Origin of the sequence: Rothia similimucilaginosa (assembly GCF_029850985.2) — a bacterium.
Taxonomy (GTDB): domain Bacteria; phylum Actinomycetota; class Actinomycetes; order Actinomycetales; family Micrococcaceae; genus Rothia.
The window spans coordinates 1,857,836-1,874,373 of sequence record NZ_CM138149.1 but is presented as its reverse complement, the minus strand read 5'-3'; the positions used below and the strand labels follow the sequence as shown (position 1 = coordinate 1,874,373).

The 16,538-nt window shown below is 60.6% G+C and carries 11 protein-coding genes; 5 read left to right on the top strand and 6 right to left on the bottom strand.

Annotated features, from left to right (window positions below; genetic code table 11):
• The first annotated feature begins 33 nt into the window (after positions 1 to 33).
• From QFX07_RS07700 to QFX07_RS07685, 4 genes are all read left to right on the top strand, one after another.
• Positions 34 to 1,539, top strand: coding sequence for an amino acid permease (locus QFX07_RS07700; RefSeq protein WP_279755162.1), 1,506 nt, complete (start codon positions 34 to 36; stop codon positions 1,537 to 1,539).
• 348 nt (positions 1,540 to 1,887) lie between these two features.
• Positions 1,888 to 2,412, top strand: a complete 525-nt coding sequence (locus QFX07_RS07695) for an acyl-CoA thioesterase (RefSeq protein ID WP_279755163.1) — start codon at positions 1,888 to 1,890, stop codon at positions 2,410 to 2,412.
• A gap of 151 nt (positions 2,413 to 2,563) precedes the next feature.
• A complete protein-coding gene (locus QFX07_RS07690) occupies positions 2,564 to 2,911 on the top strand; it encodes a hypothetical protein (protein WP_279755164.1) in 348 nt (115 codons plus the stop codon).
• A 177-nt stretch (positions 2,912 to 3,088) separates the two neighbouring features.
• Positions 3,089 to 3,787, top strand: a complete 699-nt coding sequence (locus tag QFX07_RS07685; RefSeq protein WP_279755165.1) for a hypothetical protein — start codon at positions 3,089 to 3,091, stop codon at positions 3,785 to 3,787.
• 136 nt (positions 3,788 to 3,923) lie between these two features.
• Here the strand turns inward: QFX07_RS07685 and QFX07_RS07680 are convergent, their stop codons facing one another.
• The 5 genes from QFX07_RS07680 to QFX07_RS07660 form a co-directional block, all read right to left on the bottom strand.
• The gene (locus QFX07_RS07680) at positions 3,924 to 4,433 is read right to left on the bottom strand and encodes an SRPBCC family protein (RefSeq protein WP_279755166.1); all 510 of its coding nucleotides are present in this window, start codon (positions 4,431 to 4,433) and stop codon (positions 3,924 to 3,926) included.
• A 32-nt stretch (positions 4,434 to 4,465) separates the two neighbouring features.
• The gene (gene tgt, locus QFX07_RS07675; protein ID WP_279755167.1) at positions 4,466 to 5,776 is read right to left on the bottom strand and encodes a tRNA guanosine(34) transglycosylase Tgt; all 1,311 of its coding nucleotides are present in this window, start codon (positions 5,774 to 5,776) and stop codon (positions 4,466 to 4,468) included.
• A gap of 114 nt (positions 5,777 to 5,890) precedes the next feature.
• The gene (locus QFX07_RS07670; RefSeq protein ID WP_279755168.1) at positions 5,891 to 6,829 is read right to left on the bottom strand and encodes a Dyp-type peroxidase; all 939 of its coding nucleotides are present in this window, start codon (positions 6,827 to 6,829) and stop codon (positions 5,891 to 5,893) included.
• Positions 6,830 to 6,931: 102 nt separating this feature from the next.
• Complete coding sequence (locus tag QFX07_RS07665) at positions 6,932 to 8,194, bottom strand: glycoside hydrolase family 76 protein (RefSeq protein ID WP_279755169.1); 1,263 nt, start codon at positions 8,192 to 8,194, stop codon at positions 6,932 to 6,934.
• Between the two features lie 164 nt (positions 8,195 to 8,358).
• Positions 8,359 to 9,510 (bottom strand): pseudouridine synthase, encoded by a 1,152-nt coding sequence (locus QFX07_RS07660; protein WP_279755170.1) that lies wholly within the window; start codon positions 9,508 to 9,510, stop codon positions 8,359 to 8,361.
• A 571-nt stretch (positions 9,511 to 10,081) separates the two neighbouring features.
• Here QFX07_RS07660 and QFX07_RS07655 point away from each other — a divergent pair.
• On the top strand, positions 10,082 to 10,666 hold the full coding sequence (locus QFX07_RS07655; RefSeq protein ID WP_279742202.1) for a TetR/AcrR family transcriptional regulator: 585 nt from the start codon (positions 10,082 to 10,084) through the stop codon (positions 10,664 to 10,666).
• Positions 10,667 to 10,940: 274 nt separating this feature from the next.
• Here QFX07_RS07655 and QFX07_RS07650 read toward each other — a convergent pair whose 3' ends face one another.
• Positions 10,941 to 16,529: a DEAD/DEAH box helicase gene (locus tag QFX07_RS07650; RefSeq protein WP_279755171.1), complete on the bottom strand. Its 5,589-nt coding sequence runs from the start codon at positions 16,527 to 16,529 to the stop codon at positions 10,941 to 10,943.
• Positions 16,530 to 16,538: the final 9 nt, after the last annotated feature.

Genomic DNA, 16,538 nt, shown 5'->3' with positions numbered 1-16,538 from the left:
GCCCCTTAAGGCGTACTGACGGAAGGCACCTTCGTGTCCCACAACGACGATACCCGCAGCCACGCTGCAGCGGGGACCGCCGGATCACGCACCCTGAAGCGTTCTCTGTCCCACGGACAGATGACCATGATCGTGATGGGTTCTGCGCTCGGTACGGGCCTCTTCTTGGGATCGGGCACCGCCATTGCGATGGCTGGTCCTGCGGTCATTCTCACCTACGCTATTGGTTCTGCGCTTGCTTCGGTGATTGGTGCGGCAACCGGTGAAATGGCGGTTCGCTACCCTGTCCGTGGCGGTTTCGGTACTATTGCTACCCGCTACTTGGGCCCCTTCGCGGGCTTTTTGACTCGCATTGCCTACTGGACGGCGACTGTTCTGATTGCCGGTGTTGAGCTAGTATCGGTGGCTACCTACCTGAATTATTGGTGGCCGCAGTTGCCGCTGTGGGCTGGTATTGCTGTGTTTGGCGTGGCGCTGATTGTGCTGAACCTGACGAGTGTGAAGTCTTTCGGCATGCTGGAGTTTTTCCTCTCGTCCATTAAGGTCATTTCGATTGTTGCCTTCCTGCTGGTGGGCCTGTGCCTGATTTTCTTCGGTCTGCCCGGTCACGCTGCGGTGGGTACCGCGAACCTCTTCAACGACGGCGGTTTTATGCCGAATGGCCCCCAGTCGGTGTGGCTGTCGCTGGCTGTTGTGATGTTCTCCTTCGGTGGTATTGAGATGATCTCGATCTCCGCTGCGGAAGCGAAGGATCCTTCTCGTTCGGTGCGTTCCGCAGCGAAGGCGATGATGATCCGACTGGCAACCTTCTACGTATTGGCAGTTCTGATTGTTGTGGCTGTTATTCCCTGGCGTTCGGCGTCCGGTCTGGGCGATGCGGTGGAAGCTTCCCCGTTTGTTCTGGTCTTTGAGCAGCTGGGTGTGCACGGTGTGGCGCACTTTGTGAACTTTGTGGTGCTGATTGCAGCGCTGTCGAGTGCGAATGCGAACCTGTACGCGGGTGCGCGTCTGATGCACTCGTTGGCGGCTGACGGCATGGCGCCTCGTCAGCTGGCTCAGGTGAACCGTGCTGGCGTTCCGGCTCGTTCGGTATGGCTGTCAACCAGCGGTATGGTGATTGCTATTCTGCTGGCTCTGTACAGCCCAAAGGAAGCGTTCCTCTCCATGATTTTTGTGATTATGGTGTGCGCGCTGACCGTGTGGGTTCTGATTCTTTTCGCTTACATCGTGTACAAGCGTGTTGAGCCAGTAACTGATGGTTTCCGCCTGTGGGGTGGCCAGTTCACCGCGGCGCTCGGTGTTCTGCTGCTCTTCGCGGTGTGGATTGCGCTCTTCATGGTGCGTGGTTCCATGGTTCCGGCGATCGTGGGCGTGGGGTATTTTGTGGTGCTGAGCCTGCTGTACTTCGCTCGTATTCGCCACACTCACGTGATTGATGAGCAGACCTTCGTGGAGGCTCAGCAGGCAACTGCCGAGTACGACGCCATGAAGTATGACGCTGATCATGCTCTGGAGACTGCGGCAAAGCTGGGCCGTTAAGGTTCTGTAGCTGCCGGGAAGGCTTGTGTTGGAGACTGCTGAGACTCCAAGAAGGCAATAAACGAAAAATACGGAAAATCTCTGGAATTGCTCGTAATAAAACCGTAAAAATGCCGTTGACCCTCAGAGCGGGTCTATCATAGACAGTGAACCGTATGATCTTGTATGCGTTCAAATGTCTGTGTGTTGGATGAGGCTCGAAAGCATCGTAGCTTTCGAGCCTCATCGCTTTAACCCACCAAATATATTTCTAGTACCCGAATTATCATCAGCTGATTCATTTGCTGTACCTTGCAGATTCGTACGAATACCCCCTTCACGGCGGCGGGGGGGGGTAGAGTTAAAACCATGCAAAGCCACGAAAAGAAACGCGAAAATACCCCCGAAAAGATTCCCACCTCTGAAGCTGGCACCACCGACGAATTGTTGGTGTACGTACCCGCCCGCTGGGGCGATATGGACGCCTACGGGCACGTCAACAACGTTGCCATCCTCTCGGTCATGGAAGAAGCCCGTGTGGCGCTCTTCGGTCCGCCGCCGTCCTCCGGGCAGAAGCCTACCGTGGCACCGCAGCCTCCGATTCCGCTTTTTGACTTGGTTACCGAGGGCGTGCAGGCGCTCATTGCCGAGCACAGCATCCGCTACCTGGCTCAGCTGCCCTATACCGGTGAGCAGGTGCCGGTACGCCTGAGCGTGGAGAAGGTCAGTGCCGCATCTGTGCGTATTGGCTACTCGATTCTCTCCCCGGTGGACGGCGGTGAATGTGTGCGTGCTTTTACCGTGCTGGCATTCTGGGACTCCATTGCGGGGCGACTGACTCGACTGACCCCCGAGCAGCGTGAACTGCTGAGCTCCTACCTGCCGGAGAAGTAGAGGGTGCTCCGCTGTAATAGAATGGTATTGAACGGGGATAAACGTATGTTTTAAAGACCTTCTGCAAAGGGAGCAAAAGGTATTCCCGGGAGAGATAACAATGTCGTTTTACCACGCTCAGTGAGACCCCGCCGGATGAGGTCGCCGCACGATGCGTGCCACCGGATGCGCCGCCGCCGGTGATCGCTGCGGACACATTGGCCGCAAGGGCTACCTGAAGACCGGTGCGGAAATCATGGTGCTGCGCGGTACCGTGGACTGCGCCCACGTCCTGGACCTGATGACCGAGTACGTCACCACCACCGCAAACACGAAGAGAATGAACGCCTTGAATGTGGTGATCTTGCCCGTTACTGAGGGCAAGCAACTGACCTGCTTAGGCGAGATTGAGACTGGCTCGATGACCTGCCATGACGGGAACGGTCGTACTATTGCGGTCGGTGGCAGGCGCGAAGGCTATGCGCTCGCGTCCGCATCAGAGACAATGAGCTGTCATTGATTTGTGACTTGCTAAGAGGGGCTCCCCGCAATACCGGGGAGCCCCTCTTATTGCCTTTTCCCGCTGTACCCTAGAGGGGTCATCCTGCGGGTTTCTAAGATACCGTATAGCTAGCTCACAGGTAGCGTCTTTAGAATACTGGTTAGGAACCCGAACCGATGACGCAGAAAGGTCACTATGCACCCGGCACAGAATTACGCTACCCAGACTTCTACCCAGGCTCGTTCTACTACGCTCCGCACCTACAGTCCCGTAGCACTCGGTGCCACGCTGCTGCTGACGATGTCGGCATGCTCCGGTGCCGCCACCACCGCCTCCCCGAGCGCCACCGGAATCCCTAGCCCCAGTGCTACGAGCGCGAAGGCGACCCCCAGCCTCACTCGCACCGCAACGGTCACTGAAAGCACTCCGACTGCCGGTACTGTGCACACCCCCACCGCGGCGGCTACCGTGAGCCCCGGAACCATCACTACCGTAAGCCCGGTAATGACTGCTCAGGCGAACGCGGCGGCATCGGCTAAGGCGAATATTTCGGCGAGTGAAGTGGCGAAGGCGTCGAGCACCGCGAGTCTATCCAGCTCGGACGTTCAGTCTGCGGGCGGTAGCTGCGGCAGTATGGACGCTACCGGCTACCTGAAGCATAATGCGACCGTGCAGGTAGCCTCTGGCGCGGTGGATTGCCTGTTTGCGCGTGAGCTGATTCGCCAGTTTGTGGTGCAGAACCCCGCCGAGGTGACCGATAAGGCGAATGGTGAGCGTACCGTCATGTCGGCGCGCTGCTACTGGAAGCCGGGTGACGGCGCGGATCGTGCAACCCCCGAGTGCGTGTCCCTGGATGGTGGCAGCACCGTCATTACTGTAAAGCTGACCAACTAGTTTACGACTCACACCCGGCTAGGCGCACCCGGCAAGGCATGGGTATTACACACAAGCGCCGCGTTGACGAATCATTCGTCAACGCGGCGCTTTAGTATTCCCACTTGCAGCCGGGCAGAATTAGAGCTGGTGCGAGTTAGAACTCTCCGCGAGCGCGGGCGGCAAGCACATCATCCAGGCGGGCGAAGGTCGAACGCCAGGTGGTGCGCACCTCCTCGTGGACCGAGGCGGGCATGGGTCCAATCTCAATGACGATGCGGGTACCGGAACCCACGCCGTCGGCGGTAATCACGGTTTCGGGGAAGAAACGGTGACGCTGGTACACCAGCACGCTACCGGGGTTGCCCAGGTGGTCGGGCAGCTGCTCGGCGTATTCGAGCTCCTTGAACGGTTCAAGGCTCAAAAAGCGGCTCTGCAGAATGCAGGACACCGAGGGGTCAACCTCGTTGATCATGGACAGACGCTGCAGACCGCCGACGACGGGCTCCACCACAACGTCGGTGGGGCGCACATGCCAGCCGGCAGGGCCGTACCAGCGGACCAACAGTTCGGGATCCAGGTAGGCGCCGAAGATATCCTCGACCGAGGCTGCGATCTCGTGGTCGAAGACGAGAAGCTCCTCATCGGGAACATGAGTGATGCTCATAGGGTTCTCCTTAAACGGGTTGAAGAGCGGGTTTAGGGCTTCTTGCCGGAGTAGTAGTTGCCGAGGAACTCGTCACGGTACTCGAAGTAGGTGCCGTCCTTGATGGCTTTGCGGGCGTCGTCCACCATGCGCACGATGAAGCGCTCATTGTGGATGGAGGCGAGGGTGGCCGCCAGACGCTCGTCCGCCTTGAAAAGGTGACGCAGGTAGGCGCGAGTGTAGTGGGTGCAGGTGTAGCAGTCGCAGCCCTCGTAGATGGGCGAGAAGTCCGCCTTGAAGCGCGCGTTGGTGATGTTGTAGCGGCCGGTGGGGGAGTAGAGGGCGGCGTTGCGTGCCACGCGGGTGGGGGAGACGCAGTCGAAGGTGTCTACACCGTTTTCGATGCCGACGAAGATATCGTCGGGTTCGGAGATGCCGAGCAAGTGGCGGGGCTTGGATTCGGGCAGCTCTTCGGCGCACCAGCGCACGATGGTTCCGAGGTTTTCCTTCTCGAGCGCACCACCGATGCCGAAGCCGTCGAAGGGCATGGAGCCGAGGTCCTGGCATGCCTTGCGGCGCAGGTCCTCGTACTGTGCACCCTGAATGACGCCAAATAGTGCCTGGTAGGGCTTGCCCACGCGCTCTGCGGTCAGACGCTGGTGCTCAGCGATGCAGCGCAGCGCCCACAGACGGGTGCGTTCGAGCGCCTCCTCCTGGTAGCCGCGGGAGTTGTAGAGGGTGGTCAGCTCGTCGAAGGCGAACATGACGTCGGCACCGATCTGGTGCTGAACCTGCATGGACACCTCGGGAGTAAAACGGTGAATTGAGCCGTCAATATGCGACTTGAAGTTCACGCCGTCATCGTCAATGTGAGCAAGGCGTTCCTTGCCCTGTGCCACGTCGTCGTCACCGAGGGGGCGGCCGTCGGCCCCCTTAGCGTCCGCGACCGTACCCATGTCGATCACCTTCTTGAAGCCGGAGCCCAGGCTCATAACCTGGAAGCCGCCGGAGTCGGTGAAGGTGGGACCGTCCCAGTTCATGAAGGCCCCCAGGCCGCCTGCCGCGTCGAGGATTTCGGGGCCGGGCTGCAGGTACAGGTGGTAGGCATTGGAGAGCAGAGCCTGAGCGCCGAGCTCCTTCATGGATTCGGGCAGGACCGCCTTGACGGTTGCCTTGGTGCCCACGGGGGTGAAGGCGGGGGTCTGGATCTGTCCGTGCGGGGTGGTGATAACACCGGTGCGTCCGCGGAACTGTCCGCCGTTGGCTTCTATACGTTCAGCGCTGGGGGATGCGGTGTCCGCCAGGCGGCTGGTGATAGCGAAGCCAAAGTCCTCGGTGGGGAAAGAGTTATCTAGAACGCTCATTCTTCTCTCGATTGTTTGCTTTCCGTCTGAATGTCTACACCCTAGCCTACCGGAAAACCCCGCCTCTCTTGCCGGAGTCGGAGTTCACGAGATTTCAGCTGAGGGTAGCTGATCTTAGCCAGCGAAGTCGCCGAGCATATCTACGGTTGGCACGAAGAAGAGGGTGCCAGTCACCGCGGTGCTGAAATCCAGTAGACGGTCGTAGTTGGCGCCATCCACTCCCATGAACATGTTCATGAGCATCTTCTGAACGGTCGAGAAGGTGCTGGCGTAGCAGATGAAGTAGGTACCCAGCTCGTTGTTGCCCACGGTGCCGAAGGGCATGTTATCGCGAATGACCTTGAAGTCGTCACCGATATTGGCAATAGCGGAGTGCGAGTTGGTGGGCTTCTCGTCCTCGCTCATCTCGATGTCGTCGTGCTTGGAGCGGCCAATGACCTTCTCCTGCTCGGAGACGGGCAGGGCATTCCACGCGGTCATGTCATGGATGTACTTCTGAACGAACTGGTAGCTGCCGCCCTTGTACATGGGGTCGTTGTCACCGATGAGGCCGAAGTATTCGCGTGCCGCGGGGGTCTGCGGGTTTTCGGTGCCGTCGACAAAACCGATAATGGAGCGGCCGTCCCAGTAGCGGAAGCCGTGTACCTCATCCACGCTCTCAGCAATATCGCGTAGCGCCGCGGTAATAGCGGAGGCCATATCGTAGGCAACGGACGGCTGGGTCGTGCGGATGTGGAAGTGCAAGTCGCCGGGAGTAGACACTGCGGTGTGCTTGGGGCCCCGAATCTCCTCGAACTCCACGAGTTCCTGCGGCAGCGGCTTGGGCAGGTCCAGGGCCAGCCACGCGCTGTGGCTGATACCCAGCACAATGCTGGCATTCTCGGGCGAGTAGCGGTTCGCGGCGGTGTGGTTAAGGTTAATGACGAGCCCGCAGAGGTTCTGGAACCCCTCAATGAGCGCGTCCTGAGAGATACCTTCCTTGAACTTCCAGACCATGAAAATGGTGTTAGTGTTCGGGCTGGCAGTGACCTGTTGTGATTCTGAAGCAAGCATAAAATTCACCGTACGCCCGTGTGTACGCCCCTGCAATGAATCCACCCCTAACCTTCTGCGCTGAACGGAGAAGATGAGGGGTGGGGCAAAGAATCGTAGTTTTTAGAGGTCGTGGGAGGCGAGGTGACGCGCATGTGCCAGGCGTGCCGCCGTCTCGAAAATAGTCCACGCCTGCACCTGAGTGGACAGCTCCACCGGCGCACCGGGCTTCACAACTTTGCTCATCGGCTCGGTGAACCGCGGGGAGAACTGCACGAGCGCCTTACCGCGAATCTCATTCGGGTCAATGCCGTACTCGTTCATCGGCAGGTTGGGGTCGAACTCGCGGCGGCCCTCCCACAGGGCGCGTGCGGTCGAGTACACCAGGGTCGAGGCGAGTATTTGAGCCTCGTCACTGAGCAGTGGTGAAGAAGCCGCCACGCCTAGGTAACGCACAAGAATGCCGGTGAATAGGCCGCCGTCGCCGTCACCGTGCGAGATGAGGATGCGGCCGCGCATACCGGAGAGGAATTCTACCTCTTCGGTCATGTGCTTGACGATGCCGACGATGAGACGCTCGGCGCGTTCTGCCGGGTCCACCTCGCAGGGTACATCGGATGCGGCGAGGCCCAGTAGGGCGCCCAGGGCGGTTCCCTGGTTGTAGGTGAATTCGCTGTGCTCGTATTCGTACTTGTCGCCGCGCACGTTTACACCGTCAATATAGAGCGAATGCTCTGCATCCCAGAGGGTTTCGTTCATCCAGTCCATGAGTGCGGCGGCAGTCTTCGGGTCGCCTGCACGCGCATACGCCAGAGCGGTTGGCGCGGTCGCTGCAGCATTTACAAAATCACGCTTGGACTTGCGCCAACTCATGCCGCCCACCGATGAGAAGCCCTTTGCTAGCTGCTCAAAAAGAGCTGCGCCAGCGTCCTGGGCGGCAACGTCAGTAGCGCCGGTCAGGTCAATGCAGAAGGAGTTCATGCGGTCCACCGCGAGGGTCAGCCACGCCATATCGTCAAAATAATCGTTGGCGAAGCGGCCGTAGTTACGCATGTTAATGCCGCGCAATAGTGCGCGGGCGCGGTGCAACTGTTCCTGGGCGGCAGTCATATCGCCCTCACGCAGGTGACGCTGACCGGCATCAATCATGCAGTCCAGCAGGTGCGCCTGCCACCAGTAGTGCCAAGTGCTCAGACGCTGGCTCAGCGGGCGCGGGTCGGGAACCTGCACCGAACCGATGAGGGCGCCGGGAACACCGAGGATGCGGTGCACGAAGGTGTCGGTGACGCTGTCGGCTGCGGTAGCAGCCTGCGAGGAGGTGCGCTGGGCGTACTCGCTAATCGACTCCAGAGACTGCTCGTTGTGGGAAGGCGGCTGGAATTTCATGGACCCTCTGTAGTTGTGGTGAAGTATTACGTCTGAAATTATCCCACCTTTTGCCCTCTGAGCGCCTGAACACTGTGGGGTGGGCTCTCGGGTGTGACCCCTTTTCGAGAGCCTGCCGAGAAGACACAATGCGGGGAACGGGGTGAACGCCACTCAAAAACGGGTTAGGCGGCGGCCAGTGAACGCCCACTGTGTAGGTCAACCCGCTCGCCGGTGATGGGGTGTTCAAAGTGCAGGCTGTACGCCAGCAGCTGCAACGGGTACTCGGGACGGTCTGGGGTGTCGGGCAGCACCTGCGGGTATAGCACATCGCCCAGAATGGGGGAACCCAAAAGGTTCAGGTGCGCCCGTAACTGGTGGGTCTTACCGGTGTGAGGCTCCAAATCATAGAGCGCCCATTCTTGTTTTTCGTTCAGTGCAGGTTCGGCACGCCACCCCTCAACAGCCTGCGCGCTCGGGGTGAAAGTCCGCAGAATCTTTACGGTCGTTAGCGTATTCGGCTCCACGCCCTGTGCCGCACACTCTTGCTCGGACAGCTGCTGAACCTGCAGCTGATCACGAATCTTCTGAATATGCGAACGCACCTGCAGTCCCTCCGTACTCAACGCCTGCTCGGCGGCGGTAACATCGGCGGGAACCGGCGCCACAGCGCGGTAGGTCTTCGACGCCTGACGATGCTGAAACATCATCTGGAAAGGGCGGCGCGCCTGAACCGTCTTAGCAAAAAGCAGTACGCCGGCGGTTGGGCGGTCCAGACGGTGAATTGGAATCAGCAACGGGTTCTGCTCACGCACCCGCAGCTTGGTTAGCGCGGTCTGCGCAATATAGGAGCCGCGCGGGGTGGTCGGCAGAAAATGCGGCTTATCAATCGCCAGCACGTGCTCATCCTCGTAGAGCACCGGCATATCGGAGGGTAGCTGCGGCTCATCGGCAAGCTCACGGAAGTACCAGATGCGCTCGCCCGGCATGTACGGGCTATCGCTGCTCAGAATCGTGCCGTCATCCAGACGCACCTCACCGGTATTGAAACGGGCGTGAATAATCTGCGGGTCGTTTGGGTAGAAGCGCGCAACCAGATAATCCGCAATGGTTACCGGAGCTGCATTGTTTGGGGTGAGCTCGGCGGGGAGCTCCTCAAAGAGTGGCAGGGTCAACTGAATCGGGTCGATACCATTTTTCTGAGTCAGCGGAGGGGTCAGTAGGCGGCGATGCGTGCGGCGTGCCGGTTTTGCCTGATAGGTGGCACCGGGCTGTATTCTCTGCTGTGTATCGGGGCGTGCGTTAGGCTGTGTACGTGCGGTGTTCTGTGTGGGCATGGCTCTACTCTACCGCCTGAACCTTATCACCTGAGCGGGGCTGGGGTCGAGGTAAGCTGAACCGGATTGCCTGCTGATGAGGCAGACAGAAATATTGTCGTGGGTTTGATGTGCGGTTGGGGAATCAGTTTTGTCTGACACTCATGAATGTTTGTGTGAATATGTGGAACAAAAAACGAAAACTTCACAAATTCTTGAAATTATCGGGAATTTAATTTAAAAAAACTGCATTATTTTTGCAAAAAACAGCGTTTAAGTGCGGTATTTTCGAAAATACTGTCAAATCAGAAACTAATAAGCCTCAATTTAGCCCCTGTGGTTTTTCTAAGTATAAAAGATGTAAAGCAATTAAAGACCTGCTAAGCTAGGCAACCTACGTCATAAAAGCCTTAATAAAGACTGAAATTACCCTTAAAGCGGTACGATTAAGAAACAGAAGTTCGATATTTCGAACGAAGGGGTCGAAATGGGACAGAAACAGCGCAAGGGCGCACAGATTAAAGGAAAACCCCAAATTACAGCGGTGCAATCGGACAATTCCAAAGCACCGGAAAATGCGATAGGAGAGGGTATGGAACATTCACAAAAGAATGCGGAGCCTCGCACCGGTGCCCTGCGTATGGACCCGCACGAACGCGAAGAGCAAATTCTAAAAATTGCTGCAGAACATTTCGCTCGACGTGGCGTGCTCGGTGCCTCCATGAGCGCTATCGCCCGCGATGCAGGCATTACCCGCGCTCTGCTCTACCACTACTTCCCCGGCAAGGACTCCCTGGCGGCAGCCGTCACCCGACGCGAAGCCAACTCAGTCCTTGAGGCTCTTGGCGAGCATCACGAAAACCCCGAGGAAGCACTCCGCAGGGCGTTGCGCACCTACTTCCTCGTTGTAGCCGGTGTCCCCACCCCCGGTGGGGAGGACTTCCCGAACAACCCCACCGACTACCTCGAATGGATGCTTCAACGTACTGGTATGCCGATTAATGACCGCACCCGCGTCATTCTCGGAGGCTGGCTGCAACTTGTCGACTACTTCGCCCTGCACGTTGTGCAACTCAACCCCCGCGATCAGCGTACCGTTCGCTCCCGCGGGCTCGGGCTCGAAGAAGCCATCGACCTGTGCCTGGGTGCCGTTGACACCCTCACCGGTGGCTACTAGCCGACAATTCTGAAGCTATTAGGGGAGCGCCCTAGACTTCCCGCTCCGATGTTTGGTTATGTGCTCCAGGGTGAAGATGCCGTGGGCATCCGGGTGGTTATTCCTCCGCCGCGCCGCTTGCGACGTGGTGGATTCCGGAAACACCACCCGGTTCGTGAGTAGGGAAACATAATGCCCCGTACCCCCTCCGTGAGGGGTGCGGGGCATTATGATGCTCAGGTTGAGGGTGAGAGAAATAATTCAATCTGATGCTAAGTTTGAGGTTCTGCTCAGCCTAAATGGAACGGTGTAGCGACAGGCCACGAACCGTTGCGTAGAAACCCTGCGCCTGCAGTGCTGCACGCAGTGCCTCCAGCGGATGCTCCATAACCTCGCCGCCAGAGATGCCCAGCGTAGATGCGCCCGGTGGGGATGTATCCAGTGTGTGGGTGTTCAAAAGCTCCACATCGTTGACCTTCTCCACCGAAATCTTCTCCGCACCAACGGCAGACACCAGGCGCGCCAGGGCGGGGGCTGCCGCCTCCAGAAGTATCGGGTCGGTGGTAAAAGCCAGCAGGGTCTTCGCGCCACGCTCCACATACAGCACCGGTGCGCCGTCCACCAGTACTACGCAGGCGCCCGCCTTGCGTGCCGGGCGGTGCTTGACGACTCCCGCCCCCTCATGCGCGAAGGAGGGAATCGTGGGCCAGCTCAGCGCCGCACCGTACGGGTTCGCCGGGTCGGTTGCTGCCAACAGGGTCACCGTGAACGTGCCGTACACCTGTTCCGTATCTGTACGCTGCGGGGTGTAGGCGCTCGCACCAAAACTCTGTGGACCTGTGGGAACGCTGAGATTATCGGCGGTAGAACGCAGCAGGTCCACGGTTGCGGGGGCGGCGAACTGCGCCGCACCCAAACCCTCAATAAAGTAGCCGCGACGTACCAGCGCACGATCCTCAGCCGCCGAATAAATCCGGTACAGTTGCGAGAACCCGCCGGTAGAATCCTCCACCTGCAAGCATCCGCGAGTCAGCACACCGTAGCGGTCCAGTAACAGGTCGGCGCGTGCGAGTGCCGCAACCGTTGCCTCCACGGGCTCCTGTAGCAGCGTGTCCACGCGTGAAAAGCGACCGCTATCCTGCGGGGCAACAGTGGGAGTGATGGTATGGAGCCCGCCGCGGAGGGAACTGTTGCGCAGGGAATGCAGACCGCGCCCGGTGGCAGGCGCAGAGTAGCCGCCGGAACCATAACTGCCAGCATTGAAACCGCCCGCCATGCCGTTACCCATGGAGGCGCGTGCCGCCGCAATACGACCCGCACCGCGGCGACCTACCCGCGACAGACGCGCGGCAGCCGCCGGAGTCGGATGCGCACTGCGGACACCGGCAAGCATCGCCCGAACCGGTGCGAAACTATCGTTCGTCACCGCACCAGCCCACACCAAGCGCCACAATGCCACCGAAACCTCCGCAGCATCCGGGAAAGTCACTACCTGACCAGCAGGTGCCGCCGCCCTCATCAGCTGCACCACTCGCTCACGCAGTGCCGACACGAACAGGCCGCCGTGAGCCAGCGCCTCATAGATGGCGTGCTCGAGCGTGCCCGGAGCCTGCAGCGCCTCCCAGAGCTCCGGGTTCTCCGTGCGCAATAGCTGCTCCGGGTAGTCCTCACCCAGAGTCAGCGAAGAACTCTCGCTCAAATGCAGGCGAATCCAGCCGTCAGACTTCTGCGTGCTACCCCCGCCGAGCTGACCGGCACCGGTGAAGAACACCCTGCCGCTGGCCATGACCTCGTCCAGTATGTGCGGCTGGTAACCGGGCACGTGTGCTGGAAGAATCAGCGTCTCCAGTGCAGAAGCCGGTACGCGCACACCCGCGAGCTGGTCGATGGCGGTGAGCAGATCCTCCGTGGTGGAGGCGGAATCCTGGCCCGCATGAGCGATGCCGTTTTCTGCACCGTTCTGTGCTATCGGGGTGTGTGCCGCCGGGTTGAGTGCCATCGGGTTGGGTGCTGCCGAGCCGAGGGGTGCCACCCTCTCGCCCACCACAGCGGCGGTGCGGCGGGAGGGTATGAATGCACCGTAGGCGCTTGCCTCCGGTAGGGTCTGCGCAACCCGCACAGATAAAGAACGAACGTTCTGCCACGAAGGTAGGAAAATGCCATAGACCTGCGCCGATACCGGCTCAATCTCCTCACGTAACGCTGCCAGAGAACTGGCGCGAATCGTGCGCAAAACCTGCGCATCCACCCACTCAACACCAGCCGTCCCGGAGGCACGCAACACCTCGGGCAGGAACTCACCAGAGCTCAGACGGCGCTGCTGCTGAAGACGCTGCAACACCGGAGCCAGCACACCCACACCCACCGGGGTCAGACGCGAAAAATGCTCCGCCGCCTGCTGCGCCGTAAAGGGAATATGGGTGCGCGCATAGCGAGAAACCAGATCCTCTAAAGGCTCGGCGACCGGCTCTAACAGGGCAGTAGGAAGCGCTGCGGCGGGCATAATACCCAGTCCATCGCGTAGGCGCGCGGCATCCTCAACCACCGCATAGTACAGCTGCGGCTCGGCGGAACTACCGGCAGCTCCCATGAACGAGAACGCGCGGCGTGAGCGCACCAGCTCCTCCGCTAGGGCATGCGCCTCAGTCGTGCTGGCGTGCGCGCCGTACTCCTCGCCGTAGTGTTCAGAGTCCTCGGACTCGCCGAAATCTTGCGAACCGTGCGCCGCAGTCTGCAGGCTGTCAGTCCGCATACGCAGACTCAACTCCTGCGCGCTCAACGGACCCAGCTGACGTAAAAGATCCGCCACGCCCTCCACACCGTAGGCACGATAACGCTCACCTGTGCGCTGCAGACGCTGCTGAGTCTGCACCAGCACCGCCGGATCCAGCAGGTCACGCAGACCGCTCGACCCCAGCAACTCAGCCAGTAGCGCGGGGTCCAGCGACAGCGCGGCGGCGCGGCGTTCGGCGGCGGGCGCATCCCCGTCGTAGAGGTGCTCGGCAACGTACTCAAAGAGTAGAGTTCTTGCAAAAGGCGAAGGGTCGTTTGTCTCAACCTCCAGCATGGACACCGCCCGAGACTGCAACGAACGGTGTACCTGAACTAGCGCCGGAACATCGTAGACATCCTGCAGACACTCGCGTGCCGTCTCCAAAAGCACCGGAAAGTCAGGGTACTTACGCGCCACATCCAACAGCTGCGCAGCGCGCTGACGCTGCTGCCACAGGGGGGTGCGTTTACCCGGATCACGGCGTGGCAACAGCAGGGCACGCGCCGCATTCTCACGGAACCGAGACGCAAAAAGCGCTGAATCGCCCACGCTTTCAGTGACGATTGCCTCCAGCTCATCCGGGTCGAAAAGGAACAGGTCAGCGCTGGGTGGCACATCCTCCATGGCGGGCAGGCGCAGAATCAAGCCGTCATCGCTCGCCATGACGGAGGCATCCACCCCGTACCGCTCCTCAATGCGGGCGCGTACCGCTAGAGCCCAGGGCGCGTGCACCCCGTAGCCGAGCGGTGAGTGTAGGATCACGCGCCAATCGCCCAGTTCGTCGCGGTGCCGTTCCACGATCATGCGGGTGTCGGAAGGGACCGCCCCGGTGGATTCGCGTTGCTCACGCAGGTAGGTGAGCAGGTTATCAACCGCCCAGGTGTCCAGTCCGAGCTGTTCGAGCTGCTGGCGGGCGGCGGCGCTATCGATGGCGTCCAGGCTGGAGAGCGCGCGCGTGAATGCACCCGTCTGCACGCCCAGGGCGTAGGGGCGGCCCATGCGGTCGCCGTGCCAGAAGGGTAGGCGCGCGGGCTGACCGGGCGCGGGGGAGACCCGCACCGCATCGTGCGTAATTTCTTCAATACGCCAACTGCTCGCGCCGAGAGTAATAACCTCGCCGGCGCGGGATTCGTACACCATTTCCTCGTCGAGCTCACCCACACGCTTCGGGCCGCGCTCTTCATCGCCGCTGACCAGGTAGACGGGGAAGAGCCCGCGGTCGGGAATTGTGCCGCCGCTGGTGACTGCGAGGCGCTGTGCGCCCGGGCGGCCCTCAATACTGCCGGAGGGCGCCTCCTCGGTGGGGGTGCGGTCCCAGATGATGCGTGGGCGCAGTTCGGCGAACTCGTCGGAGGGGTAGCGTCCGGCGAGCATTTCGAGCACGGAGTCGAAGAGGGCGCGCGGCAGTTCGGCGTAGGGTGCGCTGCGGCGTAGCGCCTCGTACCAGGAGTCCACGCTAATAGGGCCCAACGCGCAGGCGGCGACGGTCTGCTGTGCGAGTACGTCCAGGGGGTTGGTGGGGATGGTGAGCGGTTCGAGGGTTCCGCTACGCATTCCGGTGAGTGTGACGGTTGCACCGAGCAGGTCGCCGCGGTGCTTGGGGTAGAAGAATCCGCGCGAAATTTCCCCCACGCGGTGTCCGGCGCGGCCCACGCGCTGCAGTGCGGAGGCGACTGAGGGAGGTGCGGCCACCTGGATTACGAGGTCCACGTGGCCCATGTCGATACCCAGCTCCAGGGAGCTGGTAGCGACGACGCAGCGCAGGGTTCCGCCCTTGAGTGCCTCCTCGATGAGGGTGCGTTGTTCCTTGGATACGGAGCCGTGGTGTGCGCGGGCGAGCGGTGGTACCTCGGTGATGTCGCAGATGCCTGCCGTGTAGTCTTCGGGGTCGATTCCCTGCTTTGCGAGGACGCGGCGCAGGTGAATATCGTTGAGTGCCGCGGTGAGCTTTTCCGCTAGTCCGCGCGAGTTAACGAAAACAATCGTAGAACGGTTGTTCTCAATATGGTCGACGATGCGCTCCTGCACACGCGGCCAGATAGAGGTCTCGGGGCGCTCGCTATTGGCTGTGTCTCGCAACGCCTTTTCGTGCAGCGCCCCTTCTCGCAATACCTCTTCCGAAACGGTGAGCGTATTTTCGGGCGCGGCGTTATCGCCCTTTCTCGCCGGGTTTGCCTGTCCGGTTTCTTGACCGGTTTCCTGTCCGGGGAATAGGCCAATGGCATCTTCCAGGGTGTAGGGCACGCTCGCCGGGGTATTTGCTGCGCTAGAGGTAGGGTGTGCTGTGCCCCGCGGTGAGCCGGTAGATTCTGAGCCCCCGCCGCCCGTTACCTCCGAGGATGCGTAGAGCCCTTGCCCATAGTCGTTGGCGCCTCCGAGCGCCGCCATATTGGGTACGGGCACGCTCAGGCGCAGATCCCATTCTTTGGTGCCCGGGTGGCTCATGATGGTCACCGGCTGAATGCCGCCGAGGAACCGGGCGACTGTCTCCGGGTTTTCGATGGTTGCGGAGAGTCCAATGCGCTGTGCGGGCTTTTCGAGGAGCGCGTCGAGGCGTTCGAGGGAGACCGCCAGGTGTGCGCCGCGTTTGGTGGCGGCGAGGTTGTGAATCTCATCCACGATCACGGTGGTCACGCCCGCGAGGGTGTTGCGGGCGGCGCTGGTGAGCATGAGGTAGAGGGATTCGGGGGTGGTGATGAGAATATCGGGCGGGTTGCTGATGAGCTGGCGGCGTTCGCGTGCGGGGGTGTCGCCGCTGCGCACGCCCACGCTGATGTTCGGTTCGTCTGTGTTGTTTCCGCTCAGGCGTGTGATTCCGGTCAGCGGTGCGCGCAGATTGCGTTCAACATCGGCGCCGAGTGCTTTGAGGGGCGAGATGTAGAGGATGCGCGTGCCGCCTGTGGTTCCGGCTTCGTGTTCGCGGTGCAGGGCGTCGAGTGCCCAGAGGAAGGCAGCGAGGGTTTTGCCGGAGCCGGTGGGGGCAATAATGAGGGTGTTGTTGCCGTTGCGGATGCTCTCCCAGGCGCATTCTTGGGCAGCGGTGGGTGCGCTGAAGGTGGCGCGGAACCAGTCGCGTACGGGGGCGGAGAAATGGGAGAGTGCGTCGGTCATGTATCTATT